Source organism: Crocosphaera sp. UHCC 0190, from assembly GCF_034932065.1.
Taxonomy (GTDB): Bacteria; Cyanobacteriota; Cyanobacteriia; order Cyanobacteriales; family Microcystaceae; genus UHCC-0190.
In genome coordinates this window covers 501,602-528,578 of record NZ_JAYGHP010000001.1, presented here as the reverse complement: position 1 = coordinate 528,578, position 26,977 = coordinate 501,602, and the positions used below count along the sequence as shown (strand labels likewise).

The 26,977-nt window shown below is 41.2% G+C and carries 25 protein-coding genes; 7 read left to right on the top strand and 18 right to left on the bottom strand.

From position 1 onward, the window contains the following. Positions 1–80: 80 nt before the first annotated feature. The 4 genes from panD to VB715_RS02600 all read left to right on the top strand — a co-directional run bounded on the left by panD (position 81) and on the right by VB715_RS02600 (position 3,409). Positions 81–545, top strand: coding sequence for an aspartate 1-decarboxylase (gene panD, locus VB715_RS02615; protein WP_323299630.1), 465 nt, complete (start codon positions 81–83; stop codon positions 543–545). Between the two features lie 88 nt (positions 546–633). After that, complete coding sequence (locus VB715_RS02610) at positions 634–1,326, top strand: HAD family phosphatase (protein ID WP_323299629.1); 693 nt, start codon at positions 634–636, stop codon at positions 1,324–1,326. Positions 1,327–1,367: 41 nt separating this feature from the next. Continuing rightward, the gene (locus VB715_RS02605; RefSeq protein ID WP_323299628.1) at positions 1,368–2,252 is read left to right on the top strand and encodes a hypothetical protein; all 885 of its coding nucleotides are present in this window, start codon (positions 1,368–1,370) and stop codon (positions 2,250–2,252) included. A gap of 65 nt (positions 2,253–2,317) precedes the next feature. Further along, positions 2,318–3,409, top strand: coding sequence for a RodZ domain-containing protein (locus VB715_RS02600; protein WP_323299627.1), 1,092 nt, complete (start codon positions 2,318–2,320; stop codon positions 3,407–3,409). Between the two features lie 108 nt (positions 3,410–3,517). On the opposite strand, the gene VB715_RS02595 is transcribed toward VB715_RS02600, so the two are convergent. From VB715_RS02595 to VB715_RS02580, 4 genes are all read right to left on the bottom strand, one after another. Then, a complete protein-coding gene (locus VB715_RS02595; RefSeq protein ID WP_323299626.1) occupies positions 3,518–3,847 on the bottom strand; it encodes an MgPME-cyclase complex family protein in 330 nt (109 codons plus the stop codon). 139 nt (positions 3,848–3,986) lie between these two features. Next, complete coding sequence (locus VB715_RS02590; RefSeq protein ID WP_323299625.1) at positions 3,987–5,039, bottom strand: DUF1194 domain-containing protein; 1,053 nt, start codon at positions 5,037–5,039, stop codon at positions 3,987–3,989. A gap of 473 nt (positions 5,040–5,512) precedes the next feature. After that, positions 5,513–6,319: a creatininase family protein gene (locus VB715_RS02585; protein WP_323299624.1), complete on the bottom strand. Its 807-nt coding sequence runs from the start codon at positions 6,317–6,319 to the stop codon at positions 5,513–5,515. A gap of 31 nt (positions 6,320–6,350) precedes the next feature. Further along, positions 6,351–7,760, bottom strand: coding sequence for a DICT sensory domain-containing protein (locus tag VB715_RS02580; protein WP_323299623.1), 1,410 nt, complete (start codon positions 7,758–7,760; stop codon positions 6,351–6,353). A 243-nt stretch (positions 7,761–8,003) separates the two neighbouring features. Here VB715_RS02580 and VB715_RS02575 point away from each other — a divergent pair, with 243 nt between their 5' ends. Both VB715_RS02575 and VB715_RS02570 read left to right on the top strand, forming a co-directional pair. Then, positions 8,004–10,241, top strand: coding sequence for a ComEC/Rec2 family competence protein (locus VB715_RS02575; RefSeq protein WP_323299622.1), 2,238 nt, complete (start codon positions 8,004–8,006; stop codon positions 10,239–10,241). 238 nt (positions 10,242–10,479) lie between these two features. Next, entirely contained in the window at positions 10,480–10,773 is a 294-nt protein-coding gene (locus VB715_RS02570) for a hypothetical protein (RefSeq protein ID WP_323299621.1), read from the top strand. A 60-nt stretch (positions 10,774–10,833) separates the two neighbouring features. On the opposite strand, the gene VB715_RS02565 is transcribed toward VB715_RS02570, so the two are convergent. From VB715_RS02565 to plsX, 14 genes are all read right to left on the bottom strand, one after another. After that, the gene (locus tag VB715_RS02565; protein ID WP_323299620.1) at positions 10,834–11,256 is read right to left on the bottom strand and encodes a ferredoxin; all 423 of its coding nucleotides are present in this window, start codon (positions 11,254–11,256) and stop codon (positions 10,834–10,836) included. After that, the gene (locus tag VB715_RS02560; RefSeq protein WP_323299619.1) at positions 11,256–11,642 is read right to left on the bottom strand and encodes a DUF1257 domain-containing protein; all 387 of its coding nucleotides are present in this window, start codon (positions 11,640–11,642) and stop codon (positions 11,256–11,258) included. The genes VB715_RS02565 and VB715_RS02560 overlap by 1 nt, the downstream gene beginning before the upstream one ends. A gap of 53 nt (positions 11,643–11,695) precedes the next feature. Then, a complete protein-coding gene (locus tag VB715_RS02555; protein WP_323299618.1) occupies positions 11,696–11,911 on the bottom strand; it encodes a DUF2997 domain-containing protein in 216 nt (71 codons plus the stop codon). 226 nt (positions 11,912–12,137) lie between these two features. Next, positions 12,138–13,250, bottom strand: coding sequence for an ABC transporter permease (locus tag VB715_RS02550; RefSeq protein ID WP_323299617.1), 1,113 nt, complete (start codon positions 13,248–13,250; stop codon positions 12,138–12,140). A gap of 102 nt (positions 13,251–13,352) precedes the next feature. Then, positions 13,353–14,768, bottom strand: a complete 1,416-nt coding sequence (locus VB715_RS02545; protein ID WP_323299616.1) for a hypothetical protein — start codon at positions 14,766–14,768, stop codon at positions 13,353–13,355. Positions 14,769–14,786: 18 nt separating this feature from the next. Beyond that, the gene (locus VB715_RS02540; RefSeq protein WP_323299615.1) at positions 14,787–15,311 is read right to left on the bottom strand and encodes a prepilin-type N-terminal cleavage/methylation domain-containing protein; all 525 of its coding nucleotides are present in this window, start codon (positions 15,309–15,311) and stop codon (positions 14,787–14,789) included. Beyond that, positions 15,292–16,083, bottom strand: coding sequence for a prepilin-type N-terminal cleavage/methylation domain-containing protein (locus VB715_RS02535; protein WP_323299614.1), 792 nt, complete (start codon positions 16,081–16,083; stop codon positions 15,292–15,294). Before VB715_RS02535 ends, VB715_RS02540 begins: the two co-directional genes overlap by 20 nt. Positions 16,084–16,086: 3 nt before the next feature. Further along, on the bottom strand, positions 16,087–17,478 hold the full coding sequence (locus VB715_RS02530) for a hypothetical protein (protein WP_323299613.1): 1,392 nt from the start codon (positions 17,476–17,478) through the stop codon (positions 16,087–16,089). An 80-nt stretch (positions 17,479–17,558) separates the two neighbouring features. Next, positions 17,559–19,391, bottom strand: coding sequence for a hypothetical protein (locus tag VB715_RS02525; protein ID WP_323299612.1), 1,833 nt, complete (start codon positions 19,389–19,391; stop codon positions 17,559–17,561). 779 nt (positions 19,392–20,170) lie between these two features. Beyond that, positions 20,171–21,160 carry an adenylate/guanylate cyclase domain-containing protein gene (locus VB715_RS02520; protein WP_323299611.1) on the bottom strand — a complete coding sequence of 330 codons (990 nt, stop codon included), beginning with the start codon at positions 21,158–21,160 and terminating at the stop codon, positions 20,171–20,173. A gap of 57 nt (positions 21,161–21,217) precedes the next feature. After that, complete coding sequence (locus VB715_RS02515; RefSeq protein ID WP_323299736.1) at positions 21,218–21,877, bottom strand: DUF3120 domain-containing protein; 660 nt, start codon at positions 21,875–21,877, stop codon at positions 21,218–21,220. A 569-nt stretch (positions 21,878–22,446) separates the two neighbouring features. Beyond that, the gene (gene fabD / locus VB715_RS02510) at positions 22,447–23,319 is read right to left on the bottom strand and encodes an ACP S-malonyltransferase (protein WP_323299610.1); all 873 of its coding nucleotides are present in this window, start codon (positions 23,317–23,319) and stop codon (positions 22,447–22,449) included. A gap of 51 nt (positions 23,320–23,370) precedes the next feature. Beyond that, on the bottom strand, positions 23,371–24,372 hold the full coding sequence (locus tag VB715_RS02505; RefSeq protein WP_323299609.1) for a beta-ketoacyl-ACP synthase III: 1,002 nt from the start codon (positions 24,370–24,372) through the stop codon (positions 23,371–23,373). A 75-nt stretch (positions 24,373–24,447) separates the two neighbouring features. Further along, positions 24,448–25,494, bottom strand: a complete 1,047-nt coding sequence (plsX, locus tag VB715_RS02500) for a phosphate acyltransferase PlsX (RefSeq protein ID WP_323299608.1) — start codon at positions 25,492–25,494, stop codon at positions 24,448–24,450. 163 nt (positions 25,495–25,657) lie between these two features. On the opposite strand from plsX, the gene VB715_RS02495 reads away from it, so the two are divergent. Then, complete coding sequence (locus tag VB715_RS02495) at positions 25,658–26,950, top strand: D-alanyl-D-alanine carboxypeptidase (protein WP_323299607.1); 1,293 nt, start codon at positions 25,658–25,660, stop codon at positions 26,948–26,950. Positions 26,951–26,977: the final 27 nt, after the last annotated feature.

Here is a 26,977-nt window from a genome sequence, read left to right as displayed (position 1 = left end):
AAACCTTGACAAAAATGTTCCCCACAATTGTGACTGTAAGAGCGATAGGATAGAAAGAAGATGAGCGCAAACTAAAAACTATGGGAATCATCAGGTTAATGCACGCTAAGTTGCATCGGGTGCGCGTAACCGAGGCAAATGTTAATTATGTAGGGAGTATTACCGTTGATCCTATCTTGCTGGATCTCGTCGGTATTTTACCTCTTGAGGAAGTTGATATTATCAACCTTAATAATGGTCATCGTTTTTCGACCTATGTGATTCCAGGAGAAACGGGAAAAGGAGAAATTTGTCCCAATGGCGGGGCTGCTTTATTATGTCAACCAGGGGATCTGTTGATTATCTATGCTTACGAAGAATGCGATCGCGCTCAAGTCTTGCATCATGGTCATCAAGCAAGGGTGTTAGTGGCTAATGAACTTAACCAAACACAAGAATTTTTCCTTCAAACTTTAGCTCCCTGTGGAGATGGCAAAAACGTTGAATTTCACAACACATCAACTCTTGAAAAACCCTTGGCTATAACTTCAAAACTTGAAGAGTAACATCGCCCTTTAAACGGTCACAACCAAGATGTTTGTCAACGCTATATAATAGTCGAGAATAATTGTTTTTTTAAGCAAGGAACATGAGATGTTAAAGGCTGTTCTCTTCGACTTTAATGGTGTGATTATTAATGATGAATCAATTCATCAAGATCTCATTAATGAACTTTTATTAGGAGAAAACTTACGTCCTGATGTCTCAGAGTATCAGGAATTGTGTTTAGGAAGAAGTGATCGCGCTTGTCTAAAAGACATTTTATCTCGTCGGGGACGGGTCGTTTCTGATGAATATTTAGATCAATTAATTGAAACGAAAACTAAATACTATCGTCAAGAAATTGATAACCTGCGCTCACTCCCTATTTATCCTGAATTAAATGATTTTTTAATTTTAATAAAACAACGAAATCTGAAAATTGGGTTAGTTACTGGCTCCCTGGTTTCTGAAGTTGAATTTATTTTAAACAAAGCTGAGCTAATTAGTTATTTTGATGTGATTGTGGGGGGGGATGAAATTACCAGCAGTAAACCGGAACCCGATGGTTATTTATTAGCGGTTGACCGTCTCAACCAAATTGATCATACTTTGCAATTAAAACCGGAAAATTGTTTAGTAATTGAAGATACTCCTATCGGCATTACAGCCGCAAAAAAAGCAGGAATGCAAGTGGTGGGAATTGCCAATACTTATCCTTATCATTTTATGCAGAGGATTTCTGATTGGGCGATTGATTATTTTTCCGATTTAGAATTAGAGCGAGTTGAAAAAGTTTTAGCCTAACGATAAAATTTTTAATAGATAAGCAATCGGAGATTCAAACCATGTTTATGTCTAAAAAGTTGGGTAGTATTTGTCTAACAACTACCTTACTGCTCAGTTTAATTAATCCGCCAAAACTTACCCTAGCTCAAGAAACTGTCGATAATTTAATCGTTAATCTTTGTCAAACATCAATTAAAGTTAAATTAGCTAACAACCAAGGCCGAGATAGGGTGAATATGACCTTTGACTCTGTAGAGAAATCGCCCCTTTCTGGTGGACAACAATCAATTCGAGGTCGGGCGAGGATACAAGGCCGCAACAATGAACGACCCTTGAGCTATAACTGTACTATTAATGTCACCGATGGCTTAATTAGTCAATCGAGTTACACTTTTGAGGAAAATGTCGGAACATCTAGCATCCGTCTCTGTCAGGATGAATTGCGAAATGTGGTCAAACGAGATAGAGATGGGTTAGTAGAGTTTAATCAAAATCCAGAAACCTATTCCATTTCTAATACGGAAGAAGGGGTGCGCGGTATTGCCCTCATTCAACAGTCAAGACAACCGAATCAAAATTATCGGTTTGATTGTAACGTCGATATTCGACAAGGAAAAGTAACCAAAATTAGCTATAGTCCCGATAGTAGCAACAGCAATCGCCCAAGGGCAAATACCCAAGAAATCATTCGTTTGTGTCAAGACAATATTCGTCAGCGTATCTCTAGCAATCAAATTAATATTGGTGGTATTATCGGCATCAATTTAGGAACGGGCCGCCGTATCGAATTTCGAGACTCTGCTGATACTTTTTACATCTCTGACAACCAAGAAGGGGTAAGAGGTTCAGCGGTTTTAACCTCTGGGTTTCAACAGAGTCAAGTTAATTACGAATGCACTGTTGATCTTGAACAAGGTACTGTTACCAATGTTACCGTACAATAATTCGGAATCTACTGCCCCTTTTCTAGCGTCTCTTTTTTAAAATCTTTCTTGATCATAAAAGACCGATGAGCAAATATAGTGTTACCCAAGCAGAACAAATTAAAGAAATTGGTAATTATTTACGCCAACAACGTCTTAAACAGGCTTTGAGTCTGGAACAATTAGCCTCTATGACCTTTATTCGGTTGCCGATGTTAAAGGCCTTAGAAGGGGGTAACATTGAGCAGTTACCCGAATTAATCTATGTACAAGGGTTTATCCGCCGTTATGGAGAGGCAGTGCAATTAGATGGTCAGGCCATCTCTCACAAAATTGCGGCCCAAAGGGAGGAGAAACCGGAAATTTCCCCTAATTTGGTGGCCCCACCTCTCATTGAAGATAGTCTTGGCCAAGAACCTCCCCCCAAAGCCACTCATAAGCCCAAAAAATCGGCGGTTACGGTGGCTTCTCAACCCAGAAACCTACCTGAGTTCTCTCAAGAAACAACGGAAAAAACTCAGGTGACTTTACCCAAACAATTGAAACTAATTTGGGTCTATCTTCTCCTTTTAGGGGTTGCTATTGGGGGACTATTTTATTTATTTTCTCGCCCTCCTGTTTCTGAAACCAGAGCGAAAAATAATCCAACGCAGCAAGTCAAAAATTCCCCAACCCAGTCCCAATCAAAATCTCCAGCCATAACTGAGTCTACTGCAGCCCCAAACCCCGAAAAGTTTATTTCTTCTGAAAAACCCTCTCCCCTATTAGCAACGCCAACAGAAGCACCAATATCGGTTACACCCACCATAGAAAAGCCTGAAACCCCTCAACCAGAGGTTGTCAGTAACAACGCTTCCGTTGCCTCTGAAACGCCCCCAGAAGCCCCCGCTACCCCAACGCCAGAGCCGACTGTGAGTCCTGGGGTAGCCCCAACCGGCCCCGTGAGTGCCGCCGTGCAACTAGAAGACGATTCTTGGTTAAAGGTAGAAGTGGATGGTAAAACGGAATATGAGGGCATTTTAGAAAAAGGCGCACAACAAACTTGGAAAGCGCAAGAAACTCTCATCATTCGGGCAGGAAATGCGGGGGCAGTTAAGTTATCCATTAATAATAAACCGGCCGAATTATTAGGAACCTTGGGTGAAGTTAAGGAGAAAGAAATTACCCCAGATGGTTAAGCCAAACAACGCCGACAGGTCAAACTATGCGGCTCTACACAGCAAAGAAAATAGCCTGCCTAAGCAGGCTTTATCTAATTAACCTCGCCCTTTAGGGTGTGGTATCAACTAGGAAACTGGTTCTAAAGAAGCTAAGGGTTCGGGTATGGTGGCAGAAGGGGCCTCAAATTCTCCTTGAGCAACATATTCTAATCGCAATTTTAACCAGGTTATAAACTGGGAATTGGTAGAAATAATGGCCGCACTCGGTTGAGGACATTTGGCTTTAACTTCTGTGAGTTCTGGAGCCTCAATAAAAGCGGGTTGCTTGACTAACCAAAAGTCAATTTCTTTGTTTTTTTCTTGATAGTCTCGTATTCTTTCTCGAAGCACTTCTTCTAGGGGTTCTTCTTCTAAGAGAAAGCGTTGACTGGCTAAAACGTAATAGTGGGTGGTCATTGCTTCTTGATTATTTTCTGTCCAGAGGCAATTTTACCAAAATAAGTAACCCATAGGTACAATAATCCTATGGGTTGATAAGAAGTCAGCATATTAGTCCCTCGTTCGACATATAAAATCCGGTTGATGATGTCTAGGATTATCGTTGTTTACGTTGACCGAGTAAACCTAATACAGTAATCCCTAGTAACCCCAATAATGAACTGGGTTCGGGAACTGATTCAGCATCATCGGTGAATATGCCTGAATCGGTGGATGAACCTGAGTCGGTGGATGAACCTGAGTCGGTGGATGAACCTGAGTCGGTGGATGAACCTGAGTCGGTGGATGAACCTGAATCGGTGGATGAACCTGAATCGGTGGATGAACCTGAACCTGTGAGACTGCCAACGGTTTCTTTCAATAATTTTGAACTGAATGCCACCTCTAAGGACACCAGTCCATCTGCATAGTCTGTCATCACAAAGGCAGGACTACCATCAAAATTTTTCGGTTTCAAGTCAGCTGGAACATTTGGATAAGGATCAACAATTTTTCTCAATGTGGCAATCTTATAGCTCTCATTAGAAGTCAATGGGCCATAATCCAACTGTGAGGCAGGTATGGCAAGGACATTAATGGTTATACCTTCCACATAAGCATCACTAGCAGCATAAAACGGCTGAATGGTACTACCAAAGTTAAATCCATCACTGGACAGATTCATAACTTTGTGACCCTTGTAATTATTGGTTAGTAAATCATTAACTATCGTATCGATTGCATTACCGATTGGCGACCAGTTACCAATTTTTGTTTGACTTCCTGTTACCAGTTGTTGCCCAAAGTCCGCGGCTGATGAAGGATGCTCTTCGTTGATCAATGTCCAATCAACAATTTTAGTCACCACAGGAGTATTGCTAGTCCCTGCAGAAGTTGTACCAAATTGATAAGCACTAACGGCTAAGCTTTTAGTGGGCAAAGGATCAACAAATTTATTAAAAAAATTCGGATTGGTAAAAATATTATTGAGAGCATTAATTTGTTGATTATAATCTTCTGACGAAATACTATCAGAAGCATCTATGGCAAAGACTAATTCAATATCTACTGGGACTAAATTGGCAGCACTGGCATCGAGTCCATAGCCTAAAATAGAGAAGGCACAGGCAGCCCCCATTAAGGTTTTTGGCAGTAAGGTAAGAGGTCTCATAATCATTTTTGTATTTTAAGTAAGGTTGACTTCTAGATACTAAATATAGGAAATAGTCTGGTTGATATAAGGAAATGATAAATCTGAAAAATATGTTAGATTTATTAGCCCCTACAGGGTATCTTCCGTTACCTTAAGCTTGGCATATATTAATAGCTTATGGCAACTCTTAACCGAAAAATTAATCAATAAGTTATTTTATTTTAAAGTTTAGATAAAGAGAGATGTTTTGGTGGAAAAAATAGTTCAAAAAACCTCGTTAAAAATACGGATTATTTATTTAATTGCTACAATTATATATAAGTAAAAATACAGAAATTTCTCTTGAAATTCTAGTTGAATTAATAGAAAATATCCCTATCAGTAATATTCGTCAATCTTCCGTAAATCTACAGAAAAATTGTGCCATTTATTTCATTAATGGACGGTAATTTTACTTAGCTTATTCCTTGATTGATTTTTACAGGGGTTGATTAAGTAAAAGTCGGTTGACGAAATTGGTAGATATCCCTGATCACTTGTACCCAACCCTCAGCGACAGAGGCTAAGAGGCGATCGCCTTTTTCTTGAGTCGCCGTTGTTGCATCTCCCATCACCCCACTTTGGGTTAATTCTTGGGTTAACCAAGCAAAAGGTAATTTTCCTTCCATACTCAGTAAACTATTCTCTGGCAACCCTTGGGGATATTCCTTCACTGCCTTTTCCATCTTCACATGATCGGGTAATAGGGAAAGAAGGATGCTGGTTTCTGCGTCCCCTGCGTGAATGCCGTATTCTAATTCTTGTGGTGTCAGTAATTCTTTGGCAATATGGGGAACGCGCCAGGTAAATAAGGGAAATACACAAAAGTCTGAATATTGTTGATGAATGTCCCTAGCCGCAATTTCCATAATTTGGGGTTGTCCCCCATGGGAATTCATTAAAACCAGTTTACGAAAACCCGAACGATAAATACTCGCAGCGACTTCCATGATCACAGCTAATAAGGTTGTCGCGTTTAGGGTAATGGTTCCTGGAAAATGCCAATGCTCATTGGATTTGCCATAATAAAGGCAGGGTAAGGCATAAGCCGGAATTTCCGGTTCTAATTGCCCTAGGGCCTTTCCCAAAACCCCCATACTAATGGCAGAATCCACAACAATTGGCAAATGGGGGCCATGTTGTTCAATGGCCCCAACGGGTTGCACAATGACGACATTTTCTTTGTCTTTCATCCCCTGAATTTCAGTCCAAGTCAGATAGGGAAAAAAGCGTTGGGGTGGAATAAAACCGTGCATCATAGGTTTGTTTGGGGCATATTACCTAATAACTTTAGGAGGATAATTCAACTGGAAAAAGTATTCTAAAGATAGTTCCCTTACCAACCTGAGAGGCCACCTCAATTTTGCCTCCAGATTGCTCCACTAAGTGACGAACAATGGCTAAACCCAGTCCGATTCCTTCTGTCGTATTGGGAAGGGTATTTCGTCCCCGATAGAAACTGTCAAAAATCCTCGGCAGATCGCTGTTTTCTATGCCAATACCCGTATCACTCACGGATAATTCTACCCCTTCCGGTTTAAGAACGGCTTGTACAGAAATCCTACCGTTAGCCGGGGTAAATTTTAAGCTATTGTGAATCAAGTTTTGTAAAATGCGCCGCAACCAAACTCCAGGACAAGTGACATGGGGAAACCCTGGGGGAATGGTATAGCCTAAGATGATGCCCTTTTCTTCTGCGATCGCTTGATAGGTGCTGACAATCCCTGGAACAACCTCTTCTAGTTTAACAGTGAGGTCTGTTTCGTCAAGGGGTTGGTTGAGTTGGATTAATTCTTGTAACCCTGTAATCAGAATATTTTGGCGATCGCATTCTCCTTTCAATAAGTCCAAATAGCGTTGACGTAGTTCTCGTTTATGTTGTTTTGACTCTAACAACCGCAAGGCCGTTTTCATATTGGTTAGAGGTATACTTAGTTCCCTGGTGAGGGTTTTAAGAAAGTCTTCTCCTAAGTTGAGAAAGCTAACGGCCGTTGGTTGTTTGGGGAGGGTGTCTTGTCTGAGTTGGGACGACTCTTGGGCCAATTGATTTTCTCGTAATTGTCGATGCAATAATTGGGTTAACAAGGCCGAATCAACGCTTGATGGTAAGGGAAAAGTTAAAACCGAGTCGGTGAGAAGTTCTACCGGTGTAATATCTGTAATCGTAATCATTCGTTTAATTCCCGTTAGGACTCGCTGAATGACTACGGGATCAAAACTATAAACTAGCTTGAGAAAAGACGGTTCTAACAGTCCTGAAGGGGGTTCTTGTCCCGACGGGATTTGTTCTTGGGCTAAAATCAGGCTACAAAATTGAGGGGAGAGAATTAGACAAAAATACTCTCTTTTTAGTTGGGAACTCGCTTCTAGAACAATTGGAGTTATGCTATCTTTTGAGGAATAATGCTCTGGGGATGTCTGGCGGGAAGGAGTGGTTCCCCCTCCTCGACTAATGGTACAGCGATAGACTTCTTCGGCGAGGCCTTCTTGTTGATATGCTTCTAGGGTAGCCCACCAACGGGGATGAGTGGGCAATTTTGCCCAAACCGTTGCCCGAATCTGTTGATCGAGTAAAAATTGAATTAAGCTATCAACCCGTTCTCTCAAGGTACTGGCTTTGATGGTTAAAGCAGAGGGTGAGGTTCCCAGAGTTTGGGTTAATTGGTACAGGGAGATTTCTGGCGTAAGGGGAAGATTCATCCTTTTATGATCACTCTTTTCTTATGTTTTCAGATTACCTCACTCTTCTCCTGTAATTTTAGATCTGAAGGATTTTGTTAACAATTTTTAGGATTGAGAAGCTTTCGGTTTAATGTTGATAAATTAGAACTTAGAAAACACAAAGCTGTCTATCTTAGGGAGGAACAGCAAAAATCATCTGGTTATAACTTGGTAATTTGTTTTATGGGTAAAACAACCACAAGGGACTATGGGGAAGGTTAAATGAGTCGCCATCATTGGGTTATTTTAACCTTAGCTTATATTGGGGGTTTATTATTAACGGGATTGTTTGGTTTTCCTAACCCTCATCCGTCTTGGCTACAATGGGGACTGGTTATTTTAAGCATCGGATTTTTGACTTACGGCAGTTTTTTCCTCTTAAAACAACCCTGGCGTAGATGTCCTAGGGGTCAATTTTGGCTTATTATTGCTCTCGTTGCCCTTGGGGGTTCGCTCTATTTGCAATGGCGTATTCCTCAACCTCATCCTAATGATATTAGTCAACTAATTAAAGAAGATTTTCGTCCTCAAATTGTGAGGGTATTAGGTCAAGTTTTATCTGAACCACGACTGACCAATAATCAGCGTCATAAGTTTTGGTTTAAAGCCAAAAAAGTTGAAATCATTCGTCAACAAACTCCCTCTAAATTGGTAGAAGGTAAGCTTTATGTCACAATTCCTTTGGCTGAAAATCAGTTAATTTATCCTGGCCAAACAATTATTATTGAGGGCAGTTTATATAAACCGCGATCGCCAAAAAATCCAGGTTCTTTTGATTTTAAAAATTATTTGGCGAAAGAGGGAGCATTTTCTGGTTTAAAAGGAGAAAAAATTATCTTTAAAGGGCCAGAACCATTTTGGTCATGGACAAAATTAAGACAGCGAATTATTAAGACTTTCACTAATTCTTTGGGAGCAAACAAAGGACTTATGATTAGTTCTATGCTCTTAGGAAGGCGGGCGGTCGATTTGCCCCCGGATATTCGGGATTTATTTATTAAATCGGGCTTAGCTCATATTTTAGCTGCATCAGGCTTTCATGTCGCATTAATCTTAGGACTTGTCTTAAGGTTTACTCAGTCATTATCCCCTCGTAAAAAACTGATAATTGGTATTATAATTCTAAGTTTTTATACGGGATTAACTGGCGCACAACCATCAATTCTTAGGGCAAGTTTTATGGGAATAATGATTCTAATTGGGGAGACTTTAGACAGAAGAATAAATCCTCTTGGTTCTTTAGGATTGGCAGGTTTTCTCCTGTTAATTATCAATCCTTTATGGATTTGGGATTTGAGTTTTCAACTGAGCTTTTTGGCAACATTTGGCTTAATTGTTACCAGTCCTGCAATTCAAAAAAAATTAGATTTCTTACCTCCAAAAATTGGCTCAATGATCGCTGTTCCTGTTGCAGCATCAATTTGGACATCTCCCCTAATTATGTCTATATTCTACAGTTTTAGTTTTTCTGCTGTTCTCTGTAATCTGGTCACAACTCCTTTGATTACATTAATCATTATTGGGGGAATGATTAGTGCTGCTGTTACTTTTATTTCCCCTGATATTGGGGGATATATTGCTCAATTACTTTCCTGGCCAAGCGATTTATTATTAACCCTAGGACAATTCTTTCCTCGGCTCAGTTTAAGTTCTTTAGCTGTCGGTAAAATTTCTCTAGAAATTCTGTTATTAATTTATGGATTATTAATATTAATTTGTTTTAATAAAAAATGCCAAAAAAACTGGGGGTTTTTGAGCTTATTCATGGTGCTTTTAATAGTGACTCCAATTATCTATAAAAACATCACTCAATTGCAAATCACAATTTTAAATAGCCGATATGAACCAATTATAATTATTCAAGAGCGTGGTAACATTACCGTGATTAATCTTGGGGATGAAAACAGCATTAAATACACACTTTTACCCTTTTTATCTCAACAAGGAATTAATCACATCACAAGTATAATTGTTCCTAATTCTCAAGATATTAACTCTTGGTTAACCCTTAAACCCGATCTAAAAGTTGACCATTTTTTTTATAGTTTAGGGAAACCCCAAGAAAATGGGCAACGTCTATCTAGTACAGAAACTATCATGCTAGACTCAACTAAAATTTACCTGTTAAACACGAAACCCTTTACGCTAAAATGGGAGATATCTGGTCAATCTTGGTTATGGCTAAACAGTGGTAACAACTCTTACGATTTAACCCCCCAAGATTTTAGTCAACCTCTTGACGTTTTATTATGGTCAGGAAAAAGATTATCCATAACCTGGTTAGAAAAAATTAACCCGAAAATACTGATCGCTTCAACCCCTTTTATTTCAGACACCCTCAGACAAAAATTGCAAAATAGCAGAATTCAACTCTATTGGCTACAACAAGATGGTGCAATTCAATGGACACCCAAACAAGGATTACAACCCCTGTTAGGAAATCAAGAAATAGAAACCTAAGAAATGTATTCTAACAAACTTTTAGATTATTATTACATCTTAACAAATAGCAAACTTAGTTAAAACAATTACAATAATTTTGGCTCATTAGTGTTACCTTAATAACTAGGTCAGGGATCATGATTAAACGGACAATAGTGGGCGTTACTAAGAATGAGCAAACCCTTACTAATCAATAGTTTTCAGCTAAGCTCACCTGAAGATTATGTTAACTTTCTTGCTAGATGATGAAGATTTTATGAACAATCCACATTTACCCTTTGAATGTACAACTGCTGAATTAGAAAAAGCAGCTATTCAGCGATTTCGCACTCTCGTTAATTTATTACCATCCCAATGTCAAGTCTTTAGGGAACCGTGGGACTGTTCTACCGTCGTTTGTCTAGACTTTGTGCAATGTCCTCATTTACTTGATTCTATCCGAGAACAAGAACAGTTGCTCATTGAAGGGGTTAAAGAATTGGGCTTAGGCAATGCCATTGTGTTTCGCCTTGGTAAAAAATTAATGGGGTGGAAAGTATTCTTCCTTTAGATTAAAAAAACGCCGCAATTAAGGGCGTTACATTCTTGGTAACTGAAAAACGTTCAACAATTAGTCTTTTCTAAATTGTCTTTTCTTTTTCTTAGGATCTCGATGAATTTGAGGAAACCCCAAGGGCTTGATTTCCTGATTCTTCCTGAGTTCTTCTCGCCGCTTTAAGTCGGTATAATCGACCCAATGGATACAATCAACGGGACAGGTATCAATGGCCTCTTGGATGGTGTCTTCTTCGTCCCCATCTTGATGGTAAACCCGCGATCGCCCATAAGCTGGTTCAATATAAAAAGTATTTGGGGCAACATGGGCGCAGTGTTTACAACCAATACAAGTCACTTCATCTACATATACCCCTTGTTGCCGAAGTTGACCCCCTAACTCCGGCTCAAATCCCGTTCTTTCAGGGATATCTCGCAAAATGCCCCCTAACTCCGGTTCAAAACCAGAGCGTTCAGGGGTAGGGGAAAAATCAGCCATTAGGTACTCCAACGTTGAACAACTAAGCGAATTGAACCATCTTCATTCTTTTGTTGTTGCGCCAATTGAAACCCTTGCTTAGCTGATTCATTAATGACGGTATGATAAGCATAGCCTTGAGTCACTTGCTTAAGAAAGCCTTCTACGGATAAGGGTTGTTGCCAGTATTGTAAATCAGCGACTAATTCGTATTCGCTGCCATTCCAACTAAACCCAATATCATAATTGTTCTCTTGTTCCACCACTACCTCGGCGGTTTTGGTTTGGCCTTGATAACCTCTAACGCTATGAGGCCCTTCTTTCCAGTCAATTCCCAGGCCATCAAGAGCAGCTTTGAGGGAAGTAAGATTACGAATTTGGGTTTTGATGTTGCTAAAGTGTGACATTTGCTTTGTAACTCAACAATTAAAGAGGGTTTGACAAAAGAGAGCAGAAATAGTTACCAATCACTAAAAGTCGCCTGATTTGTGGCTTTTGTTGCTTGATTCACCGGTTGATCGTAATATTGGGAGGTCTTTTCTTGAGAAATAACTCGCCCTAATTGTGCTTCGATCGCTGCTGTTACCTCTTGACAAGAGGCTCCGACTATGCCTGTTACCGTTTCTTTAACACGGCCATCAGGATAAATAATGAATTCTAGGGTTTCCATGGTCATGGCTGATTCTAGAATGGGTTTATGGGGGTTTGGGGTTTATGATGCCAGCCTAACTCAAGATACAAATCTTGATCAACTGTAGCAATCTGAATCAAATTTTAACAAAAATTAACATTTAATGCAGAAACGACTCTAATTATTGTAAGTTTCGCGTAACTTTTCCTAAAAAGTCAAGGGAGAATCATTAGCAACAAGGAGAGTGTAACAAAAATATACAAACAGTCCTCTATTCCAAGCTACGAGGATCAAGAGCATCCCTTAAGCCATCTCCCAGTAAATTGAAAGATAGCACCGTCAGGATGATTAATAGGGCAGGAGGCCAAATTAACCAGGGTTGCAGCACCAAAATTGAGGCATTAGTGGAAACAGAGAGTAAATTGCCCCAACTGGGATCAGGTTGTTGAATACCTAACCCAATCAGACTTAAGACTGATTCAGCAACAATAAAACCAGGAACGGCTAAAGTAGCAGAAATAATGATATAAGTTGCCGTTTGGGGAAGAACATGACGGACAATAATGCGCCAAGGAGTAGCCCCCATCGCTTTGGCCGCTTGTACAAAGTCCTGTTCCTTTAAAGAAAGAACTTGTCCCCGAATTACCCTAGCAAGTCCTGACCAACCAATAAACGAAGTAATCAACACAATTAATAAAAATCGCTGTGCGCTGGTTAAACTAGGGGGAAGCACAGCGGCCAGGGCAACTAAGAGATAAATCCCAGGAATGGTCATTAAAACTTCCACCAGACGCATCAAAACCGCATCAATCCAGCCGCCAAAATAGCCAGAAATGCCCCCAACGATCATCCCCAGAGGGAAAGAGATAATAATGCCAACTAAGCCAATAAAGAGGCTAATTCTGCCCCCAAATAAGAGGCGACTAAATTGATCTCGCCCTTGTTCATCCGTTCCCAATAAATTGATTTTAGCGGGGCCAACGGTGCCAAAAAGATGACGATTAACAGGAATTCCTTTAAATAGTTCCACTTCTTGAAAAGAAGGAGGTAAGGGGAGGCGAATTTGAAAAAGTTGATAACTATCCCCTTTTAGCCAAAAGCGAAGGGGAGAAGGTTGCTCAAAGTCAACATTTAAGGTGCGTTTACCCGTTTCCACATTGGTAGGACTTTGGGTTGTGGGATAAACATGGGGGCCGATAAATTCACCTGTTGGCGTTGTCCAATGAATCTGTGTCGGGGGTAGTAAGGAACCGTCAGCTTGGGATGAGTAGGGATCGTAGGGAGCTACAAAATCGGCTGCGATAACTGCGATGTAGAAAATTATGAGTAAAATTGCCCCAAAACGGGCTAAAGGATTATTTTGAAGTTTTTGCCACCAGTTCATGATTGAGTATTCAACAAAATGTTTTCTACTCAATCATTACAGACCAGAGAAACAATTGTAGGGGTCAACGGCCGTTGACCCCTACCAGTCCCCATCTGCTTATTACTTAGACAGATTCACCAAAATCACGGCATCATTGTACTCTGCATCAATTTGAGAAGCATATGTTTTAGCAATAGGATCAAGTTCTTTAAACTCAAATTCAAAGAAATAAACAATTTGGTTATCCGCTAACTTTAAAGTGTTGCCATCTGATTGCAATAAACCCTTACTACTCAAGGTTGTTGCGATTTTTGTTCGTTCAGTAGCATCAGTAATAATTTTATCTAACTGTAGATATTTGCTATCGTTGGAAGCATATTTAACGTGAGGTTGTGAGAAAGATGTATCAGATAGCTGAATGGTATTAGCAAATGTACAAATTCCATCGTCAGAGATCTCTACCATTAGTTCTTCGTCCTCCTCAAAATCACCAGGGGTATTAGAACTGGTTCCTGTGACTGGACTGCCAATTGTTTTAGTAACATCAGGCTGAGTGACCATTGTTGTAACTGTATTCGGATCGGCATTAGAACCATCCATACAGGGAATATTCAAGCTTAATACTGATATTTGTGCCTTACCATATTCTTCTGGATTAATCATATTGGTGTTCGGTTCAACATAATAATTGGGAATATCTTCTCCATTACTGCCGACCTTTTCTGAGCGAGCAAAGGCTTGAGTTGTGATTTCATAGCTGGTATCAAAGCGAGAGTTCTCTTTACCAGAAGCAACTGTTTGTAGTTGTCCCTTTGCCTTGCCGTCTTTATTCGTGTATACAGTCGTCCCATAAATATTTAATTGGGCCAGTTGTTTATCTTCTCGGACACAGGCAAAAAATCCTTTCACATCAGCTTCTTTTTGAGGGAGACGATACCATTGTTTACCTTGACCATCAGTGGCAATATAGGTGTTAGGACTTTCCACATCAGGGGGTAAGTTTCTACATTGTTTTTGCTCCGGATCTAAGGCTGTTAACATCATGTCAACTAGGGCCTCATTCTGCCAGCTACTGGTGTCTGATTTTGTATCAGAATCGTATGTACCATCGTCTGTAAAAGATGGCCCCCAACGATAAAGAACGGCCGGGCCACGCCAAGGCATTGTGGAATCAGCGTCTTTAATATAATAAACAACCCGTTGAGGCAATTCTGGATTTTTGAGCATCAGAACTGGCGTTTTACCCGTGGGATTAAAATCAGGGGCATAGGTTTTAAAATCATCATCCGTTAAGCTGGTTTCAATTACCGATGCTCCGCGAACTTCTTCAGTGATAAATTCAGCGGCACGGTTCAGATCATATTGCATTTCTGAGGTGGCATTGGCAACTTTACTTTCCCGTAAAATGTTCACTAAACCCCATCCTGCCGCCATAACAACCACTAAGGTTAAAGCAGCAGCAATCAATAATTCTGCTAACGTCCAACCAGCAGAAGAACGTTTTTTTTGTAAAAGTTGTAAATAAATTTTTACCATGATTTTCCTTGGATAATTTTATATTGATGTTTGACAATTGTCTGCTGTGACTGATGAGGAAGTATCCCCCTTATAAACACCTTTTCGCATAATTCCTAAACCGTTACTAATAACGAGACATTGTTTTTCGTCCGTTGCTTTACTGCTCTTGCGTTCAACAACAATAGTTCCTGATGCCGTTGTCGTCCCTTTAAAAGAAAAGGTGATACCGCTCTCAAGCTTGGTTCCTATTTTCATGACAACACCGTCAGGTAATTCTCGATTTGTAGACACTAAACAAGCAGTATCTGAACTAGAAATCGTTGGGGGATCAGCATCTTTATTAAGGGTAATAGTGCATTGTTTTGACAGACGAATCGCTTGTTTTTGAGAATCTTGTAATGCACTATAAACTTGGTCTAACCCTTGTTGCACTTGATCGCCTTGTAGAATACTCATGAGACTAGGTGCGCCGACTACTGCTAAAATCCCTGTAATAACAACAACGATCATAATTTCCATCAAAGTCATCCCTTGATTCGTCTTATGTGTTGCATTTCGCAACTGCTGCAGGGATAATCTCCGCATAGTTTTCAGCGATAATGGAAGTCCTACCACGGGCATCATCAGCCAATTGATCTCCATCTTCGTCTTTGTGTTGTGGATTATTGGGGTCATAGGGTTCTCCGACTCGATAATAAATTTGTAAAACGTTATATTTAGTTGCACTGTCAAGGGTAGTGACGCGAACCAAACGATAGGGTCTACTGACTAAATTATTGGGGTCATCTAGGTCGGCTGTGTCACCACTCCGAACGACTTGCATGGTGGCCGCTTTGTTAGTGGTAGTTTTTTTAGAATCTTTTACAGCCACAAATGAGGCATTACCATTAGCATCAAATTGATGATTTCCTTTATCATCCGTATCGTATCGTTTGAAACTTGCCACGTTTACGGAATAGCTATCAGGATTGCTTGCATCATCTTCATCGTCGTTCTCTAACTCAGTATTTAACGTCTTGATTAATTGGTCCCCAAAACTGCCATTAGGAGTCAACATACGACATTTTCCTTTTTCGTTGGGATTTGTGAGATCAAAGGTCATCTCACTAGCTTCTGCTTGTACTTTTTCGAGATCTTCTTGAATCCAAAAACCGGCCTGGGCTTGTCGTTCTGCTTTAACTTGCATGACAGTGTTAATGGTCATGGCCTGTAGGGTTCCCATTAAAAAGGCCGAAGACACTAAAATGGCCACCAACACTTCTAAGAGACTAAACCCTTGGTTTTTTTGGGGTTTGACTTGACGAATAATTAGATGAAACAGTAGTTTATTCATACCTTACCTCTCGTTACGTTGCCATGTGGATGTACTGGATAATTCAGGGGGAGTATTTTTGGGCTGTAACCCTAAATCTTCCCATCGGGCGGTTTGCACAACGGCCGTATTGCTGGTATTGGAGCCGCAGGATTTGCCATTTGACCACTCATTAGCCCAAATTGTCCCTTTTATACCCCCTTCTCCTCCTCCGGTTCCAGCCGTACCAACGGTGTATTCAGGGGCAAAAATAAAGGCTTCAATGCGTTTATTCCCTGCGGTACAAATGGTATTAGTGTTGTCTCCATAACCATAAATTTTGAAGTCTGTGGGTTTACATCCACTTATAGGATTCCCAGAATCATCACAATTATGAATAATGTTGCTATTACTTTTCACCACCATGCTGCCTTGTAGATAGAGGCTTACTTGTTTCCCTGGGGTAACGGTTAAGGAGTGGGAACCAGAATTAAAGTTAATTTGATCAACCTTATATTCATAGACCTGTACACTTTGTCCATTAATGGTTTTGGTGGTGTAAGTGTCTCCGGCTCTGGGTAAGGTAATATCACCAGATGTAGCCGTCAGAGAACCGTCTTTATTTTCTCCCATCACCCCAAGATAAATGGCAGTGTCAGGAATCTCAGGAAGGTCAGGAAATTCTAGATTAGTATGTTTAGCTTCGTAAGGTTCTCCGGTAATGGGATCACTTCCCTTGACGTTTACGGTGTCGGTGGGAGAATCACAGTTACCGAGTAAGACATCACCTTCTATACCATTGCCTCCTGTAGCATCGGGATCATCCGCTAACCAAACCCCAGGCACATTGGTATTTTCAACGGGGCCAGGGGAAACAGGAACATCTACTTCAAGTTGGCTAGTGGCTTCTTTGTTTTCGTTACTGGTGCGAACTCGTCCTTCAACGGTTAATTTACCCACATTAGGGGCTTTTCCAGGGGTAGGGTACTCATATTTGAGTAATCGATAATCCCCTTGGTGGGGGTTATCGGGGTCAATGGGCTGCCATTCTTGTTTGAGGGAAACATCCTCAACGTCTGCCGCTTCTCCACTTTCACAGACGGTTAATTTGGGGATATTGGAGATATTGGCCCAACTTTCGGTGGTACCGCTATCGGTACAGTTGCCCCCGCTATCTCTACCAATACAGTCGGGATACATGGCAATGTAACGGTTATCGTTCATGAGGGTCGTAATGCGGGTGACACCGACTTCAGCAGCACTAATGCCTTCTGAGGTGGTTTGTTGGGCTTGCACATGGCTACGGTTGGCTTGGGATTTGACGAGCATGATGGTTCCTGCTAACATCATCACCACTCCCACACAAAGGGTAAAAGGCAGGGCAAAGCCTTGATTATTGGGGCGATGGAGTAAAATTAGTCTGAGTTTAGGGTTCATGGGCATACTTGGGAATGAATAACACGGGAATAGGATCACCCCTGCTTAGGCATTAAGTCAGGGGTAGAACGGGATTTTAATTAAATTTCAGGCTCAGGCTCAGGAATGCAACTCTTACTATCATCAGGTTCAAACTGACAGGTTTGAACGCTGGAGGGTTGACCAATACTGACTTCTGGCATTCCTTCAGGAACTCCTACGCCCAGTTCTGACCATTTTCCGGTTTGAGTTACATGGACATGATTTCCATTAGAACCACAACTGCCTGTATTCCATCCTTTAACCCAGATTGTTCCTCGTAATGCTCCTTTTGGTCCACCATTAACCCCTCCATCTCGTTCTGGTGCAAAGACAAAAGCGTCCATAACCGAAGCACCACCTAAACAAAAGTCTCCAGGGCCTTTAGCAAATATTTGAAAATCTGTCGGCTTACAAAGAGCAGCATCACCATCAAAACCATTACACTCTTTGAGTATTTCGTCGTTTCCTTTTAGGTTAAAATCGACTCCTTCTGGAAGATAAAAAATAACTTTCTGACGTTTGCCATCTGTGCTAACAGTTTGGATGGTCGCACCAGTGGGTGTTGCCGCAAGGATATATTCATAAACGCAAACGCTTTTATCTCCTTCGGTTACTACTTTAGCAACATCTCCATTTCTGGGAAATACGCTTCCATCAGCAGCATTAGCACTGTTATCACCACATACACCAGCACCATCACTGGTTGGGGTCGGTGTTGGTGTTGGGGTTGGGGTCGGTGTTGGTGTTGGTGTTGGGGTCGGTGTTGGTGTCGGTGTTGGGGTCGGTGTTGGTGTCGGTGTTGGACTTGGGGCATTACCGCTATTACCATTTTTTGCCGCTAAAGCAACTCCCCCAAAAATATTATTTAATGCTCTATCTACCAACCGATCCATTGCATGAGTAATGGTTGAGAAAACACTACTGTTAGGATTACTGGCTTTTTTATTACCATTACCATTGCCATTACCACCACCATTACCGCCTGAAATGGTGATATTTACCTGATTAGCGGGAAGATAAGTAGGAAAATCGGGTAAGGAAGGAAAACGGATATCTTTTATGACAGGCGGTTTGTAGGTTCTTCCATCAAGCTCAAGGAAAGTTTTCGCTGTTACTTGTGCTAGAACCGTTTGAGTCGCTGCATCCTTTTCCGTTTTGACTAAATCACAATCACTTAACCAAACATTGGCTGCCCAGTTCTTGTTTGAAGAACCTCCTTTTAGATTATCTCCTTCCTGAGTCCAGAGTCCAGGAGTATCATCATCATCAACAACTGTAGTTTCATTTTTACTCACTGGGATTTTTACAACTAATTGACTAGGAGATTCTTTGAAGTTTGCCTTTTCTTCACCCTCTTGATTATCAGTAGGATTTGCTTTGGCCTGAACTTCTAATTCTCCTAAACCTGGGGCTGTAGCTCCTGTATATCCCTTTAGTTTAAATTGTCCTAGTTTTGGATTAGACTCATCTATATCTGTCCAGTCTGGAGTAGCATAGCTAACAATCTCTGCTTTGATATCGGTTTTCTCCTGCTCAGTTAGGGATGTATTGTCACAAGAAGTTTCCATCGTTTCTTTAAATTCTTTGCCAATTTTTGTAGTTTCATTGGCAACATCTGACCAGTCAGTATTATTATACTGAGCCAAAAATGGATATTCAGCTAACAGAAACTGAATTCTGGCGATCGCAACTTCACCCGCACTTTTTCCTTGGGCGGTGGCTTGTTGGGCCATAACCTTTTCCTTTTTGCTGCTACCATTGAGTAGCACAGCAGTAGCTGTGGCTGCAATAACGACGGCTAAACATAAAGCCAATCCCAAGGCAAATCCTTTATTACTGCGGCGAGAAAGACGAGAGAGATATATAAATGTTTGAGTGTATCGTATATTCATAAGTTTATGCCTAAATTTCCGATAAAGTCCCTGAAACGGTCAAGTTTGATATTAGCTACCAAGACACAGACCTAGCTCTTTTGAGATAGATCACGGGCTTATTATGGAATGGTGTGTCACAAACAACCGTGACCTAAGTTTAGTTATTGAGTGATATGACTCATATTGATCTGACTCACACTTATATTATTCCCATTTATATCAGAAATAAAAACAGTAATTCTAGGGATTTTCTCGATATATATAATCTTTAAAAATGGGATTTTTTGAACCTAGAATAAATAATTAAGTAAATTTTTTGTTAAGCTCATTAATTTTTGTTTTTGCTGTTAGTATATTTACTTAGCTTTCTGCTTTTAGAACCTGATTTTTTATAAAAAAAACCGTAAATATACAGAGAGGCAAGGAAAGACAAAATTGACAACTAAGTAGTGGACTGATAAGTGCCTAAACAAAATTAATTGAACGGTGGGCATTGCCTACCCTACAGTTTTTATGTGGTTACTTATACCAAATCCGGTTATCAAAATAGTAGAGACGTTGCAGGCAACGTCTCTACTGGGTTTTGTTGGTTTTAATAACTCTACTTTTTAAAGCGGATTTGGTATTAGGATTAAAATAACCTAATATATTTCCAGTCATTATCTAGAATTTTATGAGTATTGCCCGCCTAAGCTGTTGTGCATTCAAACTGAGTATTAGTCAAATAAAATAAAAAAAATGTATCCCAGTTTCCTTTTGCCTTTTGCGTTTTAGCTTACTTTTCCCAGGCATAATTTTTAACTTTGAATGATATTAGCTTGCAAAAACTGCTGTAAATCTTTAAAATTAATCCCATAGGTAATTGTAGGTGTTTCATATCCTTTAAGGCTGACAGTATACTGATAAAATAGGTTTTGTGCTTGTGTTAAATCAGTTAAACACTTGTAAGTTTGTTCCCCAACTGCAACATCTAATCCTAATTCTTTGGTGGCTGATTCAAGACGAAATGCAGCATTAACAGTATCCCCAATCGCGGTATAATCAGGATGATCCCCACTGCCTGTATTTCCCACCATAGAATATCCTGTATTAATCCCTGCCCCAATGTTTAATTCAAAGGGAACGGGATATTGCTGACTTAACTTTTTGGTCATAGTATTAAGGTCACTAACGGCCTGAAAAATTTGCATAATATCAGCTTTAGTGACTTCATTTTCTCCATGAAACCAAATAGCCATCACCGCATCCCCAATATATTTATCTACCCAACTTCCTGAGTAACGAATAATTTCCCCTGCCTCACGAAACCAATTGCCAATTAAGGAGGATAACACCTCTTCATCTAATTGTCTGGTTAAGGTGGTAAAGTTCCGCATATCCACCACCATCACAGAGGTAAGACGACGTTCATGTAAAACAATGGTATCCCGATCCAAGGGTTCTGTTATCATGTCGTCGTCAGTCTGGCGATCGCTTATGGGACAGTAAAATTTAACCTCGGTTTTGCCAAAGGTTACTTCATCCCCATTGTGAAGGGTGACAGGAATACTCACTCGACGACTGTTAACAAAAGTTCCGTTACGACTGCCTAAATCAATTAACAAAAATTCCCCAGTTTCTGTGGATTGTAGAATAGCATGATTACGAGAAATACAATGATCGGAAATAGTGAAATCGTTGTCCTTTCCCCGTCCAATTGTCCAATAATTCTTTCCCACTAAAGGAAAATAGCGTTGACCTTTAGGGGTATTCAACAGTAAATGGGGCGTTTTTCCTAGATTTTCCACAGGTGTCTCAGGGATGACAACATGACAACAATCAGGAACTAATCATATTTTGTGATCTTAGGCGAAAGCAGCAGCAAACCAAAATAGACTGTCCACTAAGATTGTACTCAATACGGCCCCTGCAAATGCCCACCAATGTCGATCAGATTGCTGGATGGCCCATAAACCCATCCCTAAAAGTACATTGACTAAAACTACTGCCCAACTTAGCCCCCAAGGGGTTTGTACTTGAGCCAAGGCTGCTTGAAAAATAGGCGTTGCTAAGGTGGGTTCGACTTGCATCAGTTGTCGCCAATGGGGAATTAATCCCGTGATATAAAAATAAATATCGGTGATGGCCGTTCCTAATAGTGATCCTAAGTAAAAGAAATTACCAACTTTACCCCAACCGCGCCACAGACACCACAAGGCGATCGGCACTCCCATTGATTCGACGGGCAGGTGAATTAAGGGTTCCCATCGTAACCATCCCCAATATACAGAACCCGCCAACCAACTCCAACTAAACCCAAACAGTAAATCTCCCCAGATTAGCGTTTTAGGCTGTTTCATCAGGTAAAAGCTTAACCATAACCATCCTCCTGTCATCAGTACGCTGATTTCAGGAAATAAACGCACTAGGGGGGCTTCAATAAAAACGGGGACAGAGACTAAAAACCCGGCGGCTAAGAAGAGTAGCCAGCTAGAAGATTGACGAGTCAGGGAAATACCACTCAGAGAGTCTGACTCTGAGGCGGTGAGACAGTTGGCGGATACGGAGGAAGGAGAGGAAATCAACGTTTTGTTAACCTTAATGAATTTATGAGTGCTTTCTTTACTTTACTTAACTTATCGCAAAATTTCTTCTTAATAAATATCCCCCTGGGGGGCATATTTGTAATCTTAGCGAATTCTCCCTGGTTAGTCAATTCAGGACAAAATCTCAGTATCGCCAACTTTCTACATAAATGTAGTCAGATGTTGTCATTTATGATAGTATTGTGACCATTGAAGACAATCCAGGTACAAAAATTAAAGCAGTACCTTTCAAGGTTTGAGTGGCCTATTGGACATATTGGGCATCAAATCCTAACGCTGATGTAGAGACTATAGGTGACATACTCCCGACAGCAACCGCTTGGGCGATGTGCTGCTGGCTTCTCGGCGGGAAGCTAAAACCTGTTTTGCTTGATGAAAAGCTGCTAAGTTAATGGGCGATACTGGATTTGAACCAGTGACCCCTGACCTGTGAAGGAAGTGCGCTACCCCTGTGCTGATCGCCCTAATACCCTTAATCCTATCACAAATTAGAGATCAGCGATACACCCCACATTACTTAGGGTAATGTCAGGACAAGCCCGCTTAATCAGTCCGGCTAAAACTTTACCAGGCCCAACTTCGGTCGCTTGTGTTACCCCTTCCGAGGACAAAGATAACATAATCTCACGCCAGCGCACAGAACCCGTCATTTGCTTGATTAAACGGTCTTTTAAAAGGGTTGCTGATGTCGCAGGAGTTGGGTCAATATTAGAAAGTATAGGAACCTGAGCATCCATAAAGTGAGCAGCTTCTAATAATTCTTGAAACTGTGCCGCTGCTGTAGCCATCAAAGGAGAATGAAAAGCCCCCGACACCTTGAGAGGCAACGCTCGTTTTGCTTGTACTTGAGAACAGAGTTGATCAACCGCTTCTGGAGTACCGGAAATCACCACCTGCTGCTCGCTGTTATCATTAGCGAAAACCACATCAGGAATATTCGCGATCGCATTTTCCAATTGTGAGCGATCAAACTTCATCAAGGCTACCATTTTTCCACCAGCAGATTCACTCATCAACTCAGCGCGACGTTTTACTAACTGTAACCCTGTAGCAAAATCAAACACTTTAGCAGCATACAAAGCCGAATATTCTCCCAAACTATGACCCGCCACTAAATCGGGTAATTGACCCTTTTCGGTTAACAAATCCACTAAAATACTTTCAATCACATAAAGACAGGGTTGAGTGTATATCGTCCGAGATAACTCTGTTTCATCCCCTTGACACCGTTCGATCACAGACCAGCCTAAAATCTCTTGTGCTTTTTCAAACTTAGTTTTTCCGATGGCTGTTGTTGCTAAATCTACCCCCATACCGACGGCTTGTGATCCTTGTCCTGGAAATACCCACGCTGTTTTCATTTATTATCAGTAACTAATGTTTAATTGTTTATCAAAGCTCAAGAATTCTTGTTAGTTTCCCCAACGGAAGATAGCGGCTCCCCAGGTTAACCCTGCGCCAAAACCAGAACTAGCAATAATATCCCCTGGTTGAATTTTTCCCTCTCTTACTGCTTCATCAAGAGCAATGGGAATCGAAGCGGCGGAGGTATTGCCATACTCATCTAAATTAGCAATAACTTTTTCAGCCGGAATTTTTAAGCGACTGGCTACCGCCTCTATAATTCGCTGATTAGCTTGATGTAAAATTAACCAATCGATGTCATCGGTAGTTAAATCTGCTCTGAATAGGGCTTTTTCAATCACTTCTGGCACCTTGGCCACAGCAAAACGATAAACTTCTCGTCCATTCATAGTAATGGGCTGATAACTGCCTTGACTGATGACCATTCCCTCTTTTAAGGTTTTAGCCTTTCCCTGATAAGACAAATTGAGGGAGTCATGTTGTTTGCCATCACTGTGCATTTCAAAGCCCAACAAGTGGTCATGATCAGCTATCCCTTGACAAACCACTGCCCCTGCCCCATCACCAAATAAGATGCAGCTACTGCGATCTGACCAATCAACCCAACGGGACAGCATATCAGCCCCAATTACCACTACTCTTTGATAAGTGCCTGTGCGGATAAATTGGGCAGCCGTTACTAGGGCAAAGACGAAACCCGAACAAGCAGCAGTTAGATCAAAGGCCACTGCCTGAGAAGCCTCTAAAAGTTCCTGGACTTTAGCCGCACTGCCAAATAAATCATCAGCCGTCGAAGTCGCCAAAATAATTAAATCAATATCAGCGGGGGTTAACCCTGCCATCTTAATGGCTGCTGCTGCCGCTTGGGCCGATAAATCACTCAAGGATACATCTTCTGAGGCTAAATGTCGCTTACTGATTCCAGTTCTGGTGCGAATCCATTCATCAGAGGTATCCACCAACTGACTCAAATCTTTGTTAGTCATCACTTGGCTAGGCGTAGCTGAACCGCAGCCTATAATTGCCATTCCCGCCCCTAATCCTTTCAAGACCTTTCTCTCCTTGTTCAATCTCAGTTATCTATGGGGAGGAAGTCCTCCCCTTCCCTTGGCTAACTGTCTGATTTACTCATTGATCATTACGGAAGGATTGACATTATCTGGTTGGATAGCCTCTCCATAGGCCTGAATCCGATCTAAGACCTGATTATCAATCGCTTCTTTCGCCAGGCGAACGGCATTAAAAATCGAAGGAGCTTGAGAGCTACCATGACTAATAATACAGACCCCCGCTACCCCAAATAACAACGCACCCCCATGTTCAGCATGATCGACCCGCTGTTTGAGTTTTTTGAGGTTAGGTTTGAGAATCGCCGTTCCGAGTAAACCCCGCCACCCTTGAGGCAATTCTTCCCGGATAATTTGTAATAAGATTTCCCCAACCGCTTCCGCAAATTTGAGCAGGACATTACCGGCAAAGCCATCACAAACGATGACATCAAATCGACCTGAGAGAACGTCTCTACCTTCGGCATTACCGATAAACGGAATAGTTTTGTTTGCTTCTAATAGTTGATATGTTTGTAAAGCGAGATCATTGCCTTTGCTGGATTCCTCGCCAATGTTGAGTAATCCCACTTTAGGATCATCAACCCCCATGACATATTTACTGTAAATTGTCCCCATCAGGGCAAATTGTTCTAAATATTTGGGGCGACAATCTACATTGGCCCCTACATCCAAAATAATCACGGATTTACCAGCCAAGAGGGTAGGAAAAACAGCACCGATCGCCGGACGGTCAATTCCTTTGAGACGACCTAATCTCAAGGTAGCGGCTCCCATAGCTGCCCCTGAGTGACCCGCAGAAACAACTGCATCAGCCCGGTTTTGTTTAACTAAATCCATTGCGACGTTAATGGAGGCTTTGGGTTTGCGCCGAAGTTCAGTTATTCCTTCGTGCATGGCGATCGCCCCATCAGCATCGACAATTTCGAGATTGGGAGCTTGGGTGTGATGTTGGAGGGATGCTTCAATTTGTTGGCGATCGCCGACCAACAAAATTTCCACATCCAGTTCTTCAGACGCTCGGATCGCTCCGGCGACGATTTCATCAGGGGCGTGATCTCCCCCCATAGCGTCTACTGCAATTCTTGCGCGATTTGCTGCCATTGGTCCAAGTGATAGAAGCCTTCAAAATTTTAACAGAAGCCTTGAAAAATTCTGAATCGGGAATTCGGAATTCTCCAATTAGCTAAGCAAATAATGCTAAAAGAGAAATGATCCATAAAGGTCAATGTTAATTCAGATTATCGCATTGTGAGGAGGTTTTAGAATGCAAGAATTACTCGGATTTGCCTTGGGCAGTTTATTGGCCAATGTTTTGGGACAAAATCAACCCTCTCTGAAAACAGTTCCTGTGGTGGCTTGGCAAGAGGCCAAAGTCTTTGATGTCCCTACCCAAAGCGATCCTCTGGTAGAGTCTATTGTGGCTGATTATCTCAAAGAATTAGCGTCTCTGGGATTTTCCCCTGGGCAACAAGGGATCTGGATTCAATCAGATTGGGCCTATTTAGGGGATCATCAAGCTAAGATGCCTCTTTCTGCTGCTTCTTTGACCAAAATTGCTACTTCTTTAGCAGCGTTGGAAACTTGGGGAACGAAACATCGTTTTGAAACCAAGATTTATAGCAAGGGAACCTTAAGCAATGGGGTGTTAAACGGGGATTTAATTATTCAGGGCAGTGGTGATCCCTTGTTTGTTTGGGAAGAAGCGATCGCTTTGGGTAACAAACTCAATCAATTAGGGATTCGGGAGGTTACAGGGAATTTAATTATCGTAGACAATTTTTATATGAATTTTAAGGATGATCCTCAAATTTCCGGGGAATTATTACAATTAGGGTTTAATTCTAATCGTTGGACTCCCCTAATTAAACAACAACATCAAGCTTTACCCCCGAAAACCCCTCGTCCTCAAATTACCATCAAAGGCAAGGTACAAACACAAGATAATCTTCCAGAAACGGCTAAATTACTACTTCGTCATCAATCTTTAACCTTGGCTGAACTTCTTAAACAAATGAATCTGTATAGTAATAATGCGATGGCTGAGATGTTAGCTCAATCTGTCGGTGGTGCGGCTGTGGTGTCCCAAATGGCCGCTAAAGGGGCTAAGATTGAACCCAATGAAGTGCAGTTAATTAATGGCTCAGGGTTAGGGGTAGAAAATCGGATCTCTCCCAAGGCCGCTGTAGGAATGTTAATGGCGATCGAAGAAAAATTAAAAGATAATCCCTTAACGGTAGCTGATTTATTCCCCATGGCGGGACGAGACACCACAGGAACAGTACAATGGCGCAATATTCCTGATGGGGTGGCGGTGAAAACGGGAACTTTGGCCCAAGTGAGTGCCTTAGCTGGTGTGATCCCCACCAAGGAAAGGGGTCAAGTTTGGTTTGCTATTATTAATCATGGCCCGAATGTGGATCGGTTTCGGGTGGAACAGGATCGATTGTTACAAAGATTAGCTAAACATTGGCAAGTAATGCCAGTAATTTCTCCCATAAAAACCCCTGAAAAAGTTACTTTAGGCGATCCTAATCGTAATCTCACAAACGAAAGTTAAAAATCAATTATCACTTGCGTAGGGTGG